The following is a 16,989-nucleotide window of genomic DNA, read 5'->3' as shown; positions in this document are numbered from 1 at the left end:
AAAACGCATTTAACGCCGGCGTTTTAGTCGGATTTCGTATAATGGACAGCGCCAGCCGCGCTGATTATGTTGGGGTTCGACCCGCAAAAAACCCGCAGCGAGGTTCCCCATGAAAATGCTCCGCCCGGTTACCGGCGCATGGTACAAGGATACCCAGACCGACGCCCTGTTCGAAGTGGTCGACTGGGACCCGACGTCACTGGCGATCGAAATCCAGTACCTCGACGGTGAGGTGTCCGAGCTGGACCTCGAGGCCTGGCGCGAACTCATGCCGGAGCGGGCCGCCGCCCCCGAAGACTGGCGCTCACCCTTCGAGCTGGACGACGAGGACATGCTCGACCCGGACCTGCCCATGCACCCGGAGGACTGGAGCAACCCGCTGAACTTCGTCGAGCCGGACGCGATGTACGGGGTCGACGACTTCTAGACTATCGGCGCGGCGCCCGCTGCGCCGCTGGCCTTTGCATTTTGCCCGCTCCCCCTCCTGGCTTCGCGTTCCCGTACACACTCTTTCCTTTCCGGTTACTCCAAACCCGCGCAAACTTTGCGGCGCGACCACTTCTGATGCGTTGTACTGCCCCGCATTACCTGTATATACTTACAGCATCTGTATAAATATCCAGCAGGGGGATGCATGGAAAAGCTCACCGGGCGGCAGCAACAGGTACTGGACCTCATCCGGCAGCACATCGACCAGACCGGCTACCCGCCGACGCGGGCGGACATTGCCCGTGAACTGGGGTTCAAGTCCGCCAATGCGGCGGAGGAGCACCTCAAGGCCCTGGCGCGCAAGGGCGCCATCGAGATCATTCCCGGCGCTTCGCGCGGCATCCGCCTGCCCGAGAGCGTATCGGGTATTCCCATTGTCGGCCGCGTGGCCGCGGGCAACCCGGTGCTGGCCGAGGAAAACATCGAGGAATACTGCGACCTGCCGCCGGAATTCTTCAAGCCGCGGGCGGATTACCTGCTGCGCGTTACCGGCGACAGCATGATCGACATCGGCATTTTCGACGGCGATCTCCTCGCGGTGCACAGCACGCCGGTGGCCAATGATGGCGACGTAATCGTGGCGCGCATCGAAGACGAGGTAACGGTAAAGCGCCTGCACCGCGGCAACCGCAAGCACATCGTCGAGCTGCTGCCGGAAAATACCGACTACGAGCCGATCCGCGTGGACCTCAGGGAACAGGCTTTCGCCATCGAAGGCCTCAGCGTGGGGGTTTTGCGACGGGGGGTATAACAAGCGGCACAGCAGGCAGCCACGCCACTCGAGACCCCGTCTGTACAGGCTGCGAGCAGTGGACGCCATGGAGCAGCGGACCGGGTTGAGGCACCAACACCTGGCGCGAGCCGAATCTGCCCTGCAGGCCATATTGCAGCGTTGGCTGCATTACTGGCCTGTCCAACCGAAAAGGTCGCTAATAAAGATTCTCTGAATAAAAGGCGGGAAAAACAGTGGCGGCTGCGCGCCCGTGACGCCCTGCGAAGGGCATCCAGAATTACCGCTTGTCACGCTGTGGCCCTAAACCCTCAATGCAGGGTGCGGGGCGCCTCGGAATAGAACTCGGCCGAACTGGCCTGGGTTTCCTCTTCCTCGGCCAGCAGTGCTGCGGCCTCCAGTCCAGCCTGGAACATCACCTTGGCGATTTCCAGGCAGCTGTCCATTGTGTAGTGTTGTGCCGGCTCGGAAAACCGGATGGTTACCAGGGGCTCGGACTCATCATCTGCGCGCTGCAGAACGATCTCGCCATCACCCAGGTCAACAATCTCCAACAAGGCTTCGGACACTCAACAAACCTCGAATATCTGTGACTGCAAAATCATTCTATCAGTCCCGGACGGGTGTAGATAGGGCAGATCGGCGCGGGTCAGTATTCGTCCAGGGCGTCGCCCATGCGATCGAACACCTTCTGTAAGGCATCGGCCCAGGCGCCGGCATCGCGTGCGGTGGTGAACGCCGGCGTGCTGGCGAGATTACCGGGAGTTCGGGACGCGGTGGTTGCGGCGTCGGTGTCCAGCAGTTCCGCGAGCCAGCCGCCCTGCTCCAGCTGCTCGAACTCGCGTGCCTCCCCCGGCAGGCTCTTGCCCTGCGGCAGTGCCGGCAGTTGCGCGACACAGCGCGGCGGCTGTGCCGGCATCGGTTCCGGGCGGGTGATCTCGAGCAGGAACCAGCCGTAGGCCAGCACCAGGTGCTCGCGTACGGCGGGCAGGTAGGCCTGGGAGAGGATCGAGCCAGGCACGGCCTCCTCGTCCGCCTCGCGCTGCCAGCCGCGCAGCAGGGTGCGCGCAAGGTACAGGTGGTGGTTGGCGCGGGCCCGCGCGCTACTCATCCTATTTCTTCTTGCTCGCCGCGGGCTGGTCGACCTCCCAGCGGCCCTTGCGGTAGTGCGCCTTCCAGCCCGTGGCCTTGCCGTCCTTTTCCGTCATCACGTACTGCTCCTTGGTCTTGCGGCTGTAGCGCACCTGCACGCGGTTGCCGTCGTCGTCCTCCACCGGGGCGGAGAACAGGAACGTGTACTTGGGGTCGATCTCGGCCTTGTGCGGCAGCAGTTCGTCGATGAACGGCGCGCGGGTCTCACGGTTGCGCGGGAACTGGCTGGCGGCGAGGAACAGGCCGGCGGCGCCATCGCGCAGCACGTAATGGTCCTCGACCTTGGCGCAGGCCAGCTCCGGCATGGGCACCGGATCCATCTTGGGCGGTGCCGCCTCGCCGTTGCGCAGCAGCTTGCGGGTGTTCTTGCAGGTCTCGGAAGTGCAGCCGAAGTACTTGCCGAAGCGGCCGTTCTTGAGCTGCATCTCGGCGCCGCACTTGTCGCACTCGATCACCGGGCCGTCGTAGCCCTTGATCTTGAATTTACCGGTCTCCACCTCGAAGCCGTCGCAATCCGGGTTGTTGCCGCACACGTGCAGCTTGCGCGTCTCGTCGATCAGGTAGGAATCCATCGCCGTGCCGCACTTGTGGCAGCGATGGCGTTCCAGCAGCTGGCGCGATTCCGCCTCGTCGTCGGCGTCCTCGCGAATCGCTTCGTCGCCGGAGGTCAGGTTGACCGTGTGCTTGCAGCGCTCCTTGGGCGGCAGCGCGTAGCCGGAGCAGCCCAGGAATACGCCGGTGCTGGCAGTGCGAATCTGCATCGGCCGGCCGCACTGGGCACAGGGAATGTCCGTCATGGTCGGCTCGTTGGGCTGCATGCCGTTGGGCTGCGGCTCCTCGGCCTTCTCCAATAAACCGCTGAACTCGACGTAGAAACTGTCCAGCACGTCGCGCCAGTCACGCTTGCCCTCGGCCACCTCGTCCAGGCGCTCCTCCATGGAGGCGGTAAAGCCGTAATCGAGCAGGTCGGTGAAGCTCTTCTGCAGGCGGTCGGTGACGATCTCGCCCATTTTCTCCGCGTAGAAACGCTTGTTTTCCAGGCGCACGTAGCCGCGGTCCTGGATCGTGGAGATGATCGACGCATAGGTCGACGGGCGGCCGATACCGCGCTTCTCCAGCTCGCGCACCAGGCTGGCCTCGCCGTAGCGCGGCGAGGGCTTGGTGAAATGCTGCACCGGGTCGAGCTTTTTCAGGCTCAGGGCGTCGCCGGTATTGATATCCGGCAGCACGGTGTCCTCGCTCTTGCTGCGCCCCGCTGGCGGCTGCACCCGGGTGTAGCCGTCGAAGCGGATGATGCGGCCCTTGGCCTGCAGTTCGTAGTCACCGGCGGTGGCGGTGACCGTGGTCGAGGTGTATTCCGCGGCAGGCATCTGGCAGGCGACAAACTGGCGCCAGATCAGCTCGTAGAGGCGCTCGGCGTCGCGCTCCATGCCCGACAGCGAGGTCTGCGGCACGTTCACGTCCGAGGGACGGATCGCCTCGTGCGCCTCCTGGGCGCCCTCCTTCGAGCTGTAGCGATTGGGCGCTTCAGGCAGGTATTTGGCCGGGAAGTTCTTCTTGATGTACTCGCGGCAGGCGGCGACCGCCTCCTCGCTCAGGTTGGTGGAGTCGGTACGCATGTACGTGATGTAGCCCGCCTCGTACAGGCGTTGCGCCAGGGTCATGGTCTTTTTTACCGAGAACCCCAGGCGAGTGCTGGCCGCCTGCTGCAGCGTCGAGGTGATGAACGGCGCCGGGGGCTTGGAGCGGGTCGGCTTGTCCTCGCGCGCGCTCACCGCGTAAGGCAGCTTCTCCAGTTCCGCAGTGGCCGCGCTGGCCTGAGCCTCGTTGCCCGGGCGGAAGTTCTCGCCGCGCTGGCGGCGCACCTGGAAGCGCACCTCCTCGCGGGCGCCGGTGACCAGGTCGGCATGCACCTCCCAGTACTCCTCCGGCACGAAGGCGTGGATCTCGCGCTCGCGCTCGACGATCAGGCGTACCGCCACCGACTGCACGCGGCCAGCGGATAGGCCGCGGGCGATCTTCGACCACAGCAGCGGCGACACCATGTAACCCACCACGCGGTCGAGGAAGCGGCGCGCCTGCTGGGCGTTGACGCGGTCGTGATCCAGGTGCGAGGGGCTGTCGAAAGCCTCGGTGATGGCCTTCTTGGTGATCTCGTTGAACACCACGCGCTGGAAGCGCGACTCGTCGCCGCCGATCGCCTCGCGCAGGTGCCAGGCGATGGCCTCCCCCTCGCGGTCAAGGTCGGTGGCGAGATAGACCGCGTCGGCCTTCTCCGCCAGCTTCTTCAGTTCGTCGACGACCTTTTCCTTGCCCGGCAGGATCTGGTAGTTGGCCGCCCAGCCGTGCTCGGGGTCTATGCCCATGCGCCGGATAAGCTGCTCGCGAGCCTTCTTGCGTTTGTGCTCGGCCTTTTCTTCCGGGGCCATCTTGCGGGTGATGGCGGCCTGCGCGGCACGCTCCTTGGCGTCCACGGTCTTGTTGCCACTGCCTGCGGTGGGCAGGTCCCGGATATGGCCGACGCTCGACTTCACGACAAAGGCGGAGCCGAGATATTTGTTGATGGTCTTGGCCTTGGCGGGCGACTCGACGATGACTAGTGATTTACCCATTGCATCCTGCTGTAACGTTGTGTCCGGACTTACTTCCTTCGAGCGACCGGTTGAAATGCGCCGGTCTCAGGCGACCGGTGTCGGGGTACCGGCTCGAAGGTTGGCATATATAAGTCCCGATGTGGCCCCGGTCAAGGGCAAATCAGGTCAGGCGGGGTTCGCCGCAGGGCGATCTCAGTCCTTTTCCCGCTGCCAGGCGTCCACTGCGGCGACGATGGCGGCGACCTCGGCCTCCTCGCCATCCTCGCGCCAGTAGGCACCGCAACTGGCCTCGTCGATACCGATAGCCAGTACCTGCGCGGGCATCTGCGTCGCCGCGTCGGGGGGGCCTTCCCGGTGTCCCAGCGGCTCCCAGCCCGCGGCGCCGCGCTGCCAGCTGCGGCGGCTGCGCGGCGCGCCGCGCGAAGCCTTCAGGCGCCGGCCGTAGTAGAGCACCTGATCCGGCCGGCTGTCCAATCCACGGCTGGGAAGATTGCGAAATTCGACGAAAAGTCCGTGAACCGCCGCATATTCGCGCAGTCGGGCCAGGCGGCGCTGGCGCTTGCTGGGCATAAAATGCACCAGGGGGGCGATTGCCAGCGCCAGTGCGCCGAAGATGAAGAGGTATGCCAAGCTACTTGTTCCTGACCCAGGTCAAGGGTCGCTGTGGGCGGGATTGCCGCGGTGCTGTACTATGCTATAAATACACGGCCAAATACACGCGACACCGCACACGCAACATCGCATATGAACAACAAAGGGGGAGTGCCGAGGAATGTCCAATTACAAGAAAATCCTGGTTGCCGTCGATCTCAGTGACGAATCGCAAATCGTGGCGAAAAAGGCACAGGCCATCGCCGATGGCGGCAGCGCCCAACTCGACGTGATCCACGTCATCGAGCCCCTGAGCTTCGCCTACGGCGTCGACATTCCCATGGATTTTTCCGGCCTGCAGGAGGAAATCCAGACCCAGGCCACACAACAACTGACCCGCTTCGCCGAGCAGAACGGCATCTCGGCGACCCACCAGCACGTCGTCCTCGGTCGCCCAGAGGTGGAAATTCACGCCATGGCCGAGCAGATTGGCGCCGACCTGATCGTCGTCGGCAGCCACGGCCGCTACGGTCTGGCCCTGCTCATGGGCTCCACCGCCAACGGTGTGCTGCACGGCGCCACCTGCGACGTGCTGGCGGTGCGCGTCGGCGACTGAGCCCTCACCCAGGCCGTGCGCTAGCGCCCGACAAACCAGGCCAGGCGCACGGCATCGAACGGCCAGCCCAGTTCTTCGCCGTCAGCGCGCTGCACCACCGGAATGCGCACGCCGTAGCGCTGGAACAACTCATCCGTTTCGCTGATATCCACCTTGCGGTAGGCTGCGCCCAGGTCGAGCAACAGGGCCTCGGCCTCCTCGCACAGGTGGCAGGCACTGGTGCCGTAGAGAATCACCATCGTCGCTGTTCGTCCCCATCGTAAAAGGGTTTGGTCGCGCCGCGCCCGGACGTTACCATAGCGCCGCGAATTCGCGCGTATTGTACCGGTACCAGCCAGGCGATGAACAAGTCCGACGGCAGACATGCCGACCAGCCCGACGGCAGTTATGCCGATAAAAAAGCCTTTTTCGAGCGGGTGCTGACCGTCTACGGTCGCAAACCCGCGCTCGAGGCGCTGTCCGATGACAGCCTCGACTGCCACCGCCTGCACCTGGCGCAGAGCAACCGCAGCGGCGGCATCATCGAACAACTGCTGTCCACGGCGCAGGCCCGCGGCGTGCCGGTCAGCTATCATGCGCGCGAGGCACTGGCGCGCATCTCGAAAAACGGCAAGCAGGACCAGGGCGTGGCGCTGGACATCCTGTGTCCCGCGTTCCGCCAGTTGGACGACTACCTCGCCGCCCTGCCCTCGCTGCCGCGCCAGCGCATCCTGGCCCTGGACGGCATCACCAACCCGCAGAACCTGGGCATGATCCTGCGCAGCGCAGCCGCCGGTGAAATCGACGCCGTGCTCTGGTCGCGCCGCGGCAACGCCGCCCTCGGCCCGCTGGTGATCAAGGCCAGCAGCGGCACGCTGTACCGTGCTCCGCTGGTGTTCTGCCAGAACCTGCCCGAGGCGCTGGCGGCGTGCCGCGCGGCCGGGATCGAGGTACTCACCCTGCGCGCCGACGCCGGGCGCAACCTGTTCGGATACCGGCCGGCGACCCACGCGATCTACGTGCTCGGCAATGAGACCAGCGGGGTGAGCAAGGAGGTGGCGGCGCAGGCCGATGCCGGCCTGGCGATTCCCATGGGCCGCGGCGTGGAGTCGCTCAACGTGGCGGTCACCGCGGCGCTGATCGCCTACGCGGAGACCGCGGCGGGTGGGCAGTAAGCGCAGGCGCAGCCGGCGCGAAAGCTACTTGGTCAGGTAGGCCATGGCATCCTCGAGGCCCTTCAGGGTCAGGGGATACATGTGCTCCTCGAGCAATTCGCGTACCACGCCCACGGAATGGGTGTAGTGCCAGTCTTCCCGCGGTACCGGGTTGATCCACACCACCTTGTCGTAGACCTCGCGCAGGCGCTGCATCCAGGCCGCGCCGGGCTCCTCGTTCCAGTGCTCCACCGAACCGCCCGGCTGCAGGATCTCGTAGGGCGACATCGAGGCGTCGCCGATAAAGATGATCTTGTAGTCATGGCTGTACTTGTGCATCACGTCGAGCAGCGGCGTGCGCTCGTTGTGCCGGCGAATGTTGTTCTTCCACACGCTCTCGTAAATGAAGTTATGGAAGTAGAAATACTCCATGTGCTTGAACTCGGTGCGCGCGGCGGAGAACAGTTCCTCGCAGACCTTCACATGCGGGTCCATTGAGCCGCCCACGTCGAAGAACAGCAGTACCTTCACCGCATTGTGGCGCTCCGGCACCATCTTGATATCCAGCAGGCCGGCGTTGCGCGCGGTGCTACGGATGGTGTCGTCGAGGTCGAGTTCGTCCGCCGCGCCGGTACGCGCGAAACGGCGCAGGCGGCGCAGCGCGACCTTGATATTACGCGTGCCGAGTTCCACGCTGTCATCGAGGTTCTTGTACTCGCGCCGGTCCCAGACCTTGACCGCCTTTTTATTGCCGCCATTGGGGCCGACCCGGATACCCTCCGGGTGATAGCCCTGCTGGCCGAAGGGCGAGGTGCCGCCGGTGCCCACCCACTTGTTGCCGCCCTGGTGACGGCCCTTTTGCTCCTCGAGGCGTTTCTTGAATTCCTCGATGAGTTTTTCCAGGCCGCCCAGGGTCTCGATCTTCGCTTTTTCCTCCTCGCTGAGCTGCTTGAGGAACTCCGCGCGCAGCCACTCCTCGGGGATCAGCGCCTCGATGATGTCGTCCAGCGCTTCCAGTTCCTCGAAGTGCAGGGCGAAGGCGCGGTCGAAGCGGTCGAAGTACTTCTCGTCCTTGACCATGCAGGTGCGGCTGAAATAGTAGAACTCGTCGACCGAACCGAATACCACGTGGCGCTGCAGGCCCTCGAGCAGGTCCAGCAGTTCGCGTGTGGTGACCGGGATGCCGACGTCGCGCAGGCAGTGGAAAAAATTGACCAGCACAGCGGCGGACTCAGCGCATCTCGCGGCGGTGCATGAAGGCCAGGCGCTCGAGCAGGTGCACGTCCTGCTCGTTTTTCATCAGCGCGCCATACAGCGGCGGGATCGCCTTGCTCGGGTCGCGCTCCTTGAGGATCTCGTCGGGAATCTCGTCCGCCATGAGCAGCTTCAGCCAGTCGATCAGTTCCGAGGTCGAGGGCTTTTTCTTCAGCCCGGGAATCTCGCGCAGGTCGAAGAATACCTCCATCGCCTCGGCCACCAGGGATTTGGAAATATCCGGGTAGTGCACGGCGATGATCTCGCGCATCGTCTCCTTGTCCGGGAAGTTGATGAAGTGGAAGAAACAGCGGCGCAGGAAGGCGTCGGGCAGTTCCTTCTCGTTGTTACTGGTGATGATGATGACCGGCCGATGCTTCGCCTTCACCGTCTCGCCGGTCTCGTAAACGAAGAATTCCATGCGGTCGAGTTCCACCAGCAGGTCGTTGGGAAACTCGATATCGGCCTTATCGATCTCGTCGATCAGCAGCACCACCTGTTCCTCGGCGGTGAACGCCTCCCACAGCTTGCCCTTCTTGATGTAGTTGGCGATGTCGTGGACTTTTTCATCGCCGAGCTGCGAATCGCGCAGGCGCGACACCGCGTCGTACTCGTATAGGCCCTGCTGCGCCTTGGTGGTGGACTTGATGTGCCACTGGATCAGCGGCATGCCGAGCCCGGCGGCGACCTCTTCGGCCAGCATGGTCTTGCCGGTGCCCGGCTCGCCCTTGATCAGCAGCGGCCGCTGCAGTGCGACCGCGGCGTTGACCGCCATGCGCAGGTCATCGGTGGCGACGTATCGCTCGGTGCCTTCAAATTTCATTCCCAGTACCTGTGAGTAAAGTTGGATGGACTGTGCAGTGACAAAGCTGCCCAGTTTAAAAACTGCCCGGTGGCGATTCAAGCGGTGGAGGCCGGGCCGCGGCTCAGGCGCTGCGGCTGTTCTCCCCCTGCAGGCGGCGCGCGCGCCGGCGCCAGGTGTCCAGTTTGTCCCGCTGGCGCCGGCGCAGCACCAGCCACAGTGCGCCCAGGGCCAGTACGGCCGCACCCGCCAGGGTGAGCATGGGCAGGCGCAGGTTGTCCGGCGGTGCGCTCAGGGCGCGCGTAACCAGCGTCGGGTCGCTGGCGGGCCGGACCTCCAGCGACAGGGGCAGTTCACGCTCCGCCCCCGCCGCGGCCAGGCGCAGCAGCAGGCGGTAGCGACCGGGTTCGGGCAACACGGGCAGAGCCACGCGTATCAGTCCATCCGGGTCCGGCGCACCCGCGGTGGAGAGATCCACACTGGCGCTGAACCCCCGCGGCCCACTGAGCGCCAGGTCGATGGCATAGTCGGGCAGTTCAGTGTCGTCACCCGGCGCCGCATCCGGGCGCACCACCCGCAGTGCCAGTTCCCCTTGCTGGCCGGCGGCGAGCGTGGCGGGCAAGGCATCCACCTGCAGCCGCAACGGGGATTCCACCGAGATACGCCGCGCCTGCGCCCCGGATGCGCGCAACTGCCAGTCCCCGGCCAGGGGCCCGGGCACGCGGGCGAGCAGCAGTGACTCGTGGCGCGCCCAGGTGACCTCGGCCGTGGTTGTCTGCGGCAGGAACCGGGTGCCGTCCGGCGCCACCAGCTCCACCGCCCCGCCGGCGGGGCCGATGAGCAACGCGGTGAAGGCCTCGACGTGCGGGTCCACGTGAAAGACATCGCCGCGCAGGGGCAGTTGCGCCAGCGGCAGGGCGCGATCGAGAATCTCGAGCAGTGCCAGGGGGACTTCTTCAGGCGCCTGTGCACGCAGCGCGAGGCCGCCACTACCCCAGGCCAGGCCTTCGAGCAGGCCGCGGTCCGCCTGCGGGGACAGGGCGATGCTGTGCAGCGCAATTGCGGACCCGGCCAGCACTGGCAGCGTGTCGGCGAGCAGGTCGCGGGTGGCCCCGGCGTTGATCATCGGCGAGTCGGCGACCGCCACCGGGGTGCTGCTGAGAAGCAGCAGGGAAAGCCTGCTCCCTTCCTGCGCCGGAATGTCCAGGGCTGCAGACAGCGCGGCCGGCAGATCGGCGCGCGCCCCGGTGGCCTGCACAGCGGGGATAAGATCGCGCAATCGGGAGCGCCAGGCGCGGTCGACCACGGCGGGCGGCATCAGCGTCGCCACCTGGTCACCATACGACCAGACACCGACCCGGGCACCCTCGGGCAGCAGGCTCGCCAGCAGGTCCAGGGCCTCGCGGCGCAAGTCTGCGATGTCACCTGCCCCACCGCCACTGCCCGTGTCGACCAGCACGCGCAGCTCTGGCGCTGCAGGCTGGGGCGTGGAAGGCTGCTGGGGCACGGAAGACTGCTGTGGCACGGAAGACTGCTGTGGCACGGAAGACTGGGGCACCGGAAGCTGGGACCCCGAGTGCTGGGGCACCGAAGGTTCCGGCAGCAAAAGCTCCCGCGCTGGCTGCGCCGAAACGGCGGCGGGCCAGGGGCCCAGGCTACACCACAGGCAGACCAGCGCGAGCCGCGCCAGGCGCAGGCGCATTCAGTCGCCGCCCTCCGCGCCGGCAGCCGGGGCCGGTGCCGGGCGGCGCGGCCGCAGCAAGGTAAAGCGCAGGATCAGCGCCAGCACCACGGCCAGGCCACAGGCGAAGGCCAGCGGTCGCAGGGCGTGCTGTGCCGACTCGACACCGCTGGTGAGCATCTGGAAGGCGGCGACCACCAGCGCGGGGGCGAAAGTCTCCACGCCCTCGCGCGGGTAGGCCGGGGTCAACAGCAGCGCACCACACAACAGGACCAGCAGTGCGGTCCAGCCGTTGGGCCAGCGCCGGCCCAGCCACCAGGCGAGTAACAGCATGGCCAGGACACCCGCGGCGAGATAGGCGGCGAGTGCTACATGATAGGATTCTTCGCTGAGCACGCTCTACTCCTGCTCCACCCAGTGCACGATGTGTTCATCGTAGCCGTCCGGGTGGACATAGTCCTCTGAAATCGTCCAGCCGCGTGCCGAGATACCGGCCTCGTGCACCGTCTCCCGCGACCCCGACACCAGGTGATGCCACTCGGGCAGGTGCAGACCCTCGGCGCGCAGGCGATAGGCGCAGGTCGCCGGCAGCCAGTCGAAACCGGCTACCGTGTCCGGCGCCAGGCTGGCGCAACCAGGCACCCGCTGCTGGCGATGTGGGTAGTCGCTGCAGCGGCAGGTGTCCGCGTCCAGCAAAGTACAGTGCACACGGGTGAAGAGCAGCTCGCCGGTCTCGGCGTCCTCGAGCTTGTGCAGGCAGCAGCGGGCGCAGCCATCGCACAGCGCCTCCCACTGCGTGGCGTCGAGCGCCTGCAGCGGCAGTTCGTGCCACCACTCAGTCGCGCTCACCGGTCTCCCCGGCGCGCTCGCGGCGCAACAGCTCCTCGGCGGTGGGCGGCATCTGCAGGTAGAAACCCTGCGCCTCGATCTTCGCCAGCACTTCTGCGGCGTCGGCTCGCGCCAACTTGCGCGCCGGTTCGAGCATCAGCGACATCACGCTGGTCGGCTCGCCGAACTGCTGCAGCAGCGGTTCCGGCACGTCGGCAAGACCGCGCGCACGGTCCACGTAGAGGTACATCTCGTCCTTGCGCGAGCTGCGGAAGATTTCCACCAGGCGTTTCATGCGCCAGCACCCTGCAACCATGTGCGCAGGGGCTCGATCACGCAGTCGCGGCGCCAGCCGGACCAGGCCGCGGGTTCCTCGCCGCCGCGCAGCAGGATTTCCAGGTCGCGGTTGGCCAGCAGCGCCTGTGGCGCCACCCCCATCTCGCCGGCAATCGCCTCGAGGCGCGCCTTCAACCGCTTCAACTGCTCGCGCTGGGCGGCGGACAGCGGTGCGGGCAATGGCGCGGGCAGCGCGTCGTCCGGCAGACCGTCACAATCGTCGAGCACCTGCAGCAAACCCTGGCCGTAGCGACGCAGGGCCGAGGGATGCATTTCCAGCTTGCGACGCAGGTCGTCGCTGGTCTCCGGGCGCAGGCGCGCGGCCTGGAAACAGGTCGGGTCGTCGATGATCCAGCTGCGCGGGCGGTCCTCGCGCCGCGCCACCTCATCGCGCCAGTCGCAGATCGCCGCCAGGCGGGCCAGTTCGCGCGGGCGCAGCTTCCAGGCATTCTTCAGCTTGCGGTAGTAGCCGCCGGCGCCGGAGGCGAGATTGGCGCAGGCCTCCTCCCCCTCCGCCAGCACCCAGTCGTAGCGCCCGGATTCGCGGCAGCGCACGGCCAGTTCGCGGTAGACCTCGAGCAGCCAGATCACGTCCTGGGCCGCGTAGTGGCACTGGGATTCGGTGAGCGGGCGCTGCAGCCAGTCGGAGCGCGTCTCGCCCTTGGGCAGGTCTTCCTCGCACAGGGCCAGTACAATGTTGCGATAACCCATGCCGAAGTCCATGCCGGCCAGGGCGGCGGCCTTCTGCGTGTCGAACAGGGGCTGTGGCAGCACGCCCAGCCACTGCTGGAAGACCTCGAGGTCTTCACTGGCCGAGTGCAGCACCTTGGTCACCGCCGGGTCTGCGAACAGCGCGGCCAGCGGCGCGGGGTCTTCGATGCGCAGCGGGTCGACCAGCCAGGCCGTGCCCGCGGCCTCGCCGCCGTGGAAACACAGCTGCACCAGGGCAACCTGCGGGTAAAACGTGTTGCGGCGCATGAACTCGGTGTCCACCATCACCGCGGTGCAGCCCTTCGCGCCCTCCAGCAACTGCGCCAGGGCCTGGTCCGATTCCAGCAACTGCCAATCCACGTCCTGTTTACTCCAGCGGGCGACGGCCGCTGAACGCGTGGGCCAGCGTCGAGCCATCGACATATTCGAGTTCACCGCCCAACGGTACGCCGTGGGCAATGCGTGAGACCTTCACGCCGCGACTGCGCAGCGCGTCGGACAGGTAGTAGGCGGTGGCCTCGCCCTCCACCGTGGGATTCGTGGCCAGGATCACCTCGGCGACGCCCTCCTCGGCCACGCGGCGTTCGAAGCGGTCCAGGCCGAGGTCTTCCGGGCCGATGCCATCGATCGGCGACAGGTGGCCCATGAGCACGAAGTAGCGGCCGCGATAGCTGCCGCTTTGCTCGACGGCCAGCACATCCGCCGGGGTCTCTACCACGCAGATGGTCGCGGCATCGCGGCGCGTGTCGGCGCAGATCTCGCACACCTCCAGTTCGGTGAGGTTGCGACACTGCACGCAGTGGCCGATGCGGTCGACCGCGACCTGCAGCCGCTGCGACAGCTCCACCGCGCCCTCGCGGTCGCGCTCCAGCAGGTGCAGGGCCATGCGCTGGGCCGACTTGGGGCCGACCCCGGGCAGGCAGCGCAGGGCCTCGATCAGGCCCTGCAGGGCGGGACTGTATTTCATCGAAGCGGAATTCTCAGAACGGGAACTTCATGCCGCCGGGCAGGTTCAGGCCCGCGGTCATCTCCGACATGGCCTCGCGGTTGTGCGCCTCGACCTTGCGCACCGCGTCGTTCACCGCCGCCGCCAGCAGGTCTTCCAGCACTTCCTTGTCCTCGCCCAGCACGCTGGCGTCGATGTTCACGCGCTTGACGTCGTGGCGACCGGTCATGGTCACCGTCACCAGCCCGGCCCCGGCCTCGCCGGTGACCTCGGCGCTGGCCAGCGCCTCCTGGGTCTTCTGCATGTCTTCCTGCAGTTTCTGCGCCTGTTGCATCAGGTCGGTAATTTTCATGCGCGTCTCCCTCCTCAGGGTTCCCGCGGCGCGATCGAGCCGACGTCGAGTTTGCCGTCGAAGCGCGCCATCAGCGCCCGCAGGCGCTCGTCGTTTTCAATTTCCGTCACCGCCTGCTGGCGGCGCGCCTGCTTCAGCCGCGCGCGGCGCATGGCGGGTGTTTCCACCGGCGGGTCACCCACCTCGATGGACACCGACACCTCGCGCTCCAGGTAGTTCTGCAGGGCCAGGCGCAGTTTGTCCTCGTGGCTGGGGTTGAACAGCGCCGCGTTCTCCGCGTCCAGCACGAACTGGAAGCGGTCGTGCTCGGCGCTGACCAGCGCCATGTTGTGGGCGATGCTCTGCACCACCCCGACCAGGCCCAGCGCCTCGACCAGGGTGATCCAGTCGCCGCTATCGGCCTTGGCCGCGGCGGCACCGCTGGCGGCGGGCTGTTCGCGCGCCGGCTCACTGGCCGCGCCGGGTGCCGGCGCCGCGGGCCCGGGCGGCACTGACGGCGCAGTCGCTGGCGGCGGCTCGCGCCGCTGGGCAGCCGGTGCCTCGACCCTCGCCTCGGTCCGCTCCTGCACCCTCGCCTCTACCCTCTCCCCAGCCGGGGCTGGCTTGGCCAGCGCCTGTGCAGGCGATGGCGCAGGTCGCGGATTCAGCCGCGACGCCTCAGGGGACTTTTTTGCATCCGCCGCGACCTCCCCGGCGCGGGTTGCGGCGCCCCCGGGGCTGCCGCCCGCGGGTGCCGCCGTCTCCTGTGCCGGGCGGAAGGCGAGCATGCGCAGCAGCGACATCTCGAAACCGACCCGCGGCTCCGGCGCCAGCGCCATGTCGCGCTTGCCGTTGATCGCCACCTGGTAGTAAAGCTGGGCGTCTTCTGCGGTGATCGCGGCGGCCAGCGCGGCGACCCGCTCGGCGTCGCCCCAGGTGTTGTCGACCGCGTCAGGCACCACCTGGGCGACGGCGATGCGGTGCAGCAGGGAGATCAGTTCCTCCGCGCTGTTATCGAAGTCGGCGCCGTGCTCGCCCATGCGGGCAACAACCGCGAGCACGCTGGCGGCGTCGCCACCGGCCACCTCCTCGAGCAATTCGTAGATGAAGCCGAGATCGACGCTGCCCAGCATGCTGCGCACCTCGGCCTCGGTGAGCTTGCCGGAGCCGAAGGCGATGGCCTGGTCGGTGAGGCTCAGGGCGTCGCGCATACTGCCGGCGGCGGCCCGGCCGAGCAGCCACAGCGCCGGCGTCTCGAAGCTGATCATCTCCTGCCCGAGAATCGACTCCAGATGGCCGACGATCTGCTCCGGCGGCATGTTCTTGAGGTTGAACTGCAGGCAGCGCGAGAGCACCGTGGCCGGCAGCTTCTGCGGGTCGGTGGTGGCAAGCAGGAACTTGACATGGGGCGGCGGCTCTTCCAGCGTTTTCAGCAGCGCGTTGAAGCTGCTGGTGGAGAGCATGTGCACCTCGTCGATGAGGTAGATCTTGTAGCGCGAGCGGGTCGGCGCGTACTGCACGTTCTCCAGCAGTTCGCGGGTGTCTTCCACCTTGGTGCGCGAGGCGGCATCCACTTCGAGCAGGTCGACGCTGCGCCCCTCGGCGATTTCCAGGCAGGAGCCGCACTCGCCGCAGGGCTCGGAAGAGACCCCCTGCTCACAGTTCAGGCACTTGGCGAGGATGCGCGCGATGGTGGTCTTGCCGACACCGCGGGTGCCGGTGAACAGGTAGGCGTGGTGCAGCCGGTCGTGGTCCAGGGCATTGATCAGCGCGCGCAGCACATGCTCCTGGCCGACCATCTCCCGGAAGCTTTTCGGCCGCCATTTGCGCGCGAGAACCTGGTAGGACATGCCCCGTTATCTGTCGTTTTCCGGCAAAAGCCAGAGGATACACCACCCCCACGGCGAGACAAACAGGTCCCGGGCCGCGATCGGAGGTGGAAAATGGAGATGGCCCAGACAGCCACACCCCGGCACACGCATCAGTAACTACCGTTGCTCCCTTCCGGGCCTGGCGGGGTTCGCTACCTGGCGTTGCGGGGGGACCGCCTGGGCCACCACAGCACTGCACCCTGGGGGCGCAGGGCGCGTATTGTGAGCGAATCGCCCTCCCCCTGCAAGCCGCCCCTACGCGCTTGAGTCGGCGGCGGTTTTCCCTATACTGAAATTCCAAAAATAAATTTCATAAATCACCCGGAGCCGCGATGACTTTCCGCAACCACTACCAGAACGCCTACGTCACCCGGGACATCGAGGCGGCCATGGCGCTGGCCCAGCAGCGCTACGGTATCGACAGTTTCATCCAGTTCGATGTGGACATGGACATGCTCACCCCGGACGGTCCGCGGCGCTCGATCAGCAAGGCCGCCCTGGGCTGGTCCGGCGGCTTCAACTTCGAACTCATCGAACCGGTGGGCGGCGAACTCGACATCTACTCCGCCTACCTGCCGCCGGACAATTCCCTGCGCCTGCACCACGTGTGCATGCGTACCTTCGACTGGGACGCCACCCTGGCGGACATCGCCGCCAACGGCTGGCCGATCGCCTTCGAGGGGCACATGGAGGGACTCAAGTTCGTCTACGTCGACGCCCGCGAGACCTTCGGCCACTACCTGGAATACCTCTACGCCGAACCCGAAATGTGGCGGATGATCGGTGGGCCCTGAGCCGTATGCGGCGCGCACGGGAAAAAATGGCCGTTGCGACTCCCCCGCCCGTGGTAAGGTGGCCATCCCTGACGGGTGGCAACAACCCGGCCCGCAGCATCCATCGACAAACCAACAGAGGTCAGCCTTG

At 66.4% G+C, this 16,989-nt stretch carries 20 protein-coding genes and 1 other RNA gene; 5 read left to right on the top strand and 16 right to left on the bottom strand.

Translation table 11 applies throughout. The features are described 5' to 3' along the window. Window positions 1-109 precede the first annotated feature (109 nt). Both E4634_RS11205 and lexA read left to right on the top strand, forming a co-directional pair. Complete coding sequence (locus E4634_RS11205; RefSeq protein ID WP_135443885.1) at window positions 110-427, top strand: DUF6763 family protein; 318 nt, start codon at window positions 110-112, stop codon at window positions 425-427. Window positions 428-634: 207 nt separating this feature from the next. Further along, window positions 635-1,240, top strand: coding sequence for a transcriptional repressor LexA (lexA, locus tag E4634_RS11200; protein ID WP_135443883.1), 606 nt, complete (start codon window positions 635-637; stop codon window positions 1,238-1,240). Between the two features lie 290 nt (window positions 1,241-1,530). Here lexA and E4634_RS11195 read toward each other — a convergent pair whose 3' ends face one another. The 4 genes from E4634_RS11195 to E4634_RS11180 form a co-directional block, all read right to left on the bottom strand. Then, complete coding sequence (locus E4634_RS11195) at window positions 1,531-1,788, bottom strand: hypothetical protein (protein WP_135443881.1); 258 nt, start codon at window positions 1,786-1,788, stop codon at window positions 1,531-1,533. 80 nt (window positions 1,789-1,868) lie between these two features. After that, complete coding sequence (locus E4634_RS11190) at window positions 1,869-2,330, bottom strand: DUF6586 family protein (protein WP_135443879.1); 462 nt, start codon at window positions 2,328-2,330, stop codon at window positions 1,869-1,871. 1 nt (window position 2,331) lies between these two features. Further along, window positions 2,332-4,983: a type I DNA topoisomerase gene (gene topA, locus E4634_RS11185; protein ID WP_135443877.1), complete on the bottom strand. Its 2,652-nt coding sequence runs from the start codon at window positions 4,981-4,983 to the stop codon at window positions 2,332-2,334. A 174-nt stretch (window positions 4,984-5,157) separates the two neighbouring features. Then, window positions 5,158-5,595: a hypothetical protein gene (locus E4634_RS11180; RefSeq protein WP_135443875.1), complete on the bottom strand. Its 438-nt coding sequence runs from the start codon at window positions 5,593-5,595 to the stop codon at window positions 5,158-5,160. 142 nt (window positions 5,596-5,737) lie between these two features. Here E4634_RS11180 and E4634_RS11175 point away from each other — a divergent pair, with 142 nt between their 5' ends. After that, a complete protein-coding gene (locus tag E4634_RS11175; RefSeq protein WP_135443873.1) occupies window positions 5,738-6,172 on the top strand; it encodes a universal stress protein in 435 nt (144 codons plus the stop codon). A gap of 20 nt (window positions 6,173-6,192) precedes the next feature. Here E4634_RS11175 and E4634_RS11170 read toward each other — a convergent pair whose 3' ends face one another. Further along, window positions 6,193-6,411, bottom strand: a complete 219-nt coding sequence (locus tag E4634_RS11170) for a glutaredoxin family protein (RefSeq protein WP_135443871.1) — start codon at window positions 6,409-6,411, stop codon at window positions 6,193-6,195. Window positions 6,412-6,513: 102 nt separating this feature from the next. Here E4634_RS11170 and E4634_RS11165 point away from each other — a divergent pair, with 102 nt between their 5' ends. After that, window positions 6,514-7,326, top strand: a complete 813-nt coding sequence (locus E4634_RS11165) for a TrmH family RNA methyltransferase (protein WP_135443869.1) — start codon at window positions 6,514-6,516, stop codon at window positions 7,324-7,326. A 24-nt stretch (window positions 7,327-7,350) separates the two neighbouring features. Here E4634_RS11165 and E4634_RS11160 read toward each other — a convergent pair whose 3' ends face one another. From E4634_RS11160 to ffs, 11 genes are all read right to left on the bottom strand, one after another. Then, window positions 7,351-8,526, bottom strand: coding sequence for a vWA domain-containing protein (locus E4634_RS11160; RefSeq protein ID WP_135443867.1), 1,176 nt, complete (start codon window positions 8,524-8,526; stop codon window positions 7,351-7,353). A 10-nt stretch (window positions 8,527-8,536) separates the two neighbouring features. Next, window positions 8,537-9,382: an AAA family ATPase gene (locus E4634_RS11155; protein WP_135443865.1), complete on the bottom strand. Its 846-nt coding sequence runs from the start codon at window positions 9,380-9,382 to the stop codon at window positions 8,537-8,539. 103 nt (window positions 9,383-9,485) lie between these two features. After that, a complete protein-coding gene (locus tag E4634_RS11150; RefSeq protein WP_135443864.1) occupies window positions 9,486-10,868 on the bottom strand; it encodes a vWA domain-containing protein in 1,383 nt (460 codons plus the stop codon). A gap of 195 nt (window positions 10,869-11,063) precedes the next feature. Continuing rightward, window positions 11,064-11,438, bottom strand: coding sequence for a hypothetical protein (locus tag E4634_RS11145; protein WP_135443862.1), 375 nt, complete (start codon window positions 11,436-11,438; stop codon window positions 11,064-11,066). A gap of 3 nt (window positions 11,439-11,441) precedes the next feature. Further along, window positions 11,442-11,891 (bottom strand): YcgN family cysteine cluster protein, encoded by a 450-nt coding sequence (locus E4634_RS11140; RefSeq protein ID WP_135443860.1) that lies wholly within the window; start codon window positions 11,889-11,891, stop codon window positions 11,442-11,444. Then, the gene (locus E4634_RS11135; RefSeq protein ID WP_135443858.1) at window positions 11,878-12,165 is read right to left on the bottom strand and encodes a YcgL domain-containing protein; all 288 of its coding nucleotides are present in this window, start codon (window positions 12,163-12,165) and stop codon (window positions 11,878-11,880) included. The genes E4634_RS11140 and E4634_RS11135 overlap by 14 nt, the downstream gene beginning before the upstream one ends. Then, window positions 12,162-13,277 carry a ribonuclease D gene (gene rnd / locus E4634_RS11130; RefSeq protein ID WP_167854863.1) on the bottom strand — a complete coding sequence of 372 codons (1,116 nt, stop codon included), beginning with the start codon at window positions 13,275-13,277 and terminating at the stop codon, window positions 12,162-12,164. The genes E4634_RS11135 and rnd overlap by 4 nt, the downstream gene beginning before the upstream one ends. Window positions 13,278-13,284: 7 nt before the next feature. Beyond that, window positions 13,285-13,884 carry a recombination mediator RecR gene (gene recR / locus E4634_RS11125; protein WP_135443854.1) on the bottom strand — a complete coding sequence of 200 codons (600 nt, stop codon included), beginning with the start codon at window positions 13,882-13,884 and terminating at the stop codon, window positions 13,285-13,287. 13 nt (window positions 13,885-13,897) lie between these two features. Continuing rightward, window positions 13,898-14,215 (bottom strand): YbaB/EbfC family nucleoid-associated protein, encoded by a 318-nt coding sequence (locus E4634_RS11120; RefSeq protein ID WP_135443852.1) that lies wholly within the window; start codon window positions 14,213-14,215, stop codon window positions 13,898-13,900. A 14-nt stretch (window positions 14,216-14,229) separates the two neighbouring features. After that, window positions 14,230-16,044 carry a DNA polymerase III subunit gamma/tau gene (dnaX, locus tag E4634_RS11115; RefSeq protein WP_135443850.1) on the bottom strand — a complete coding sequence of 605 codons (1,815 nt, stop codon included), beginning with the start codon at window positions 16,042-16,044 and terminating at the stop codon, window positions 14,230-14,232. 103 nt (window positions 16,045-16,147) lie between these two features. Next, window positions 16,148-16,244, bottom strand: an RNA gene (gene ffs, locus E4634_RS11110) — signal recognition particle sRNA small type. A gap of 153 nt (window positions 16,245-16,397) precedes the next feature. Between ffs and E4634_RS11105 the strand changes: the two genes are divergently transcribed. Further along, window positions 16,398-16,859 carry a VOC family protein gene (locus E4634_RS11105; protein ID WP_135443848.1) on the top strand — a complete coding sequence of 154 codons (462 nt, stop codon included), beginning with the start codon at window positions 16,398-16,400 and terminating at the stop codon, window positions 16,857-16,859. The last annotated feature ends 130 nt before the right edge of the window (window positions 16,860-16,989 follow it).

Source organism: Mangrovimicrobium sediminis, from assembly GCF_004745945.1.
In the GTDB taxonomy this organism is placed as follows: Bacteria; Pseudomonadota; Gammaproteobacteria; order Pseudomonadales; family Halieaceae; genus Mangrovimicrobium; species Mangrovimicrobium sediminis.
Note: the sequence above shows the minus strand (reverse complement) of the source record. Positions and strands in the feature narration are given on the sequence as shown.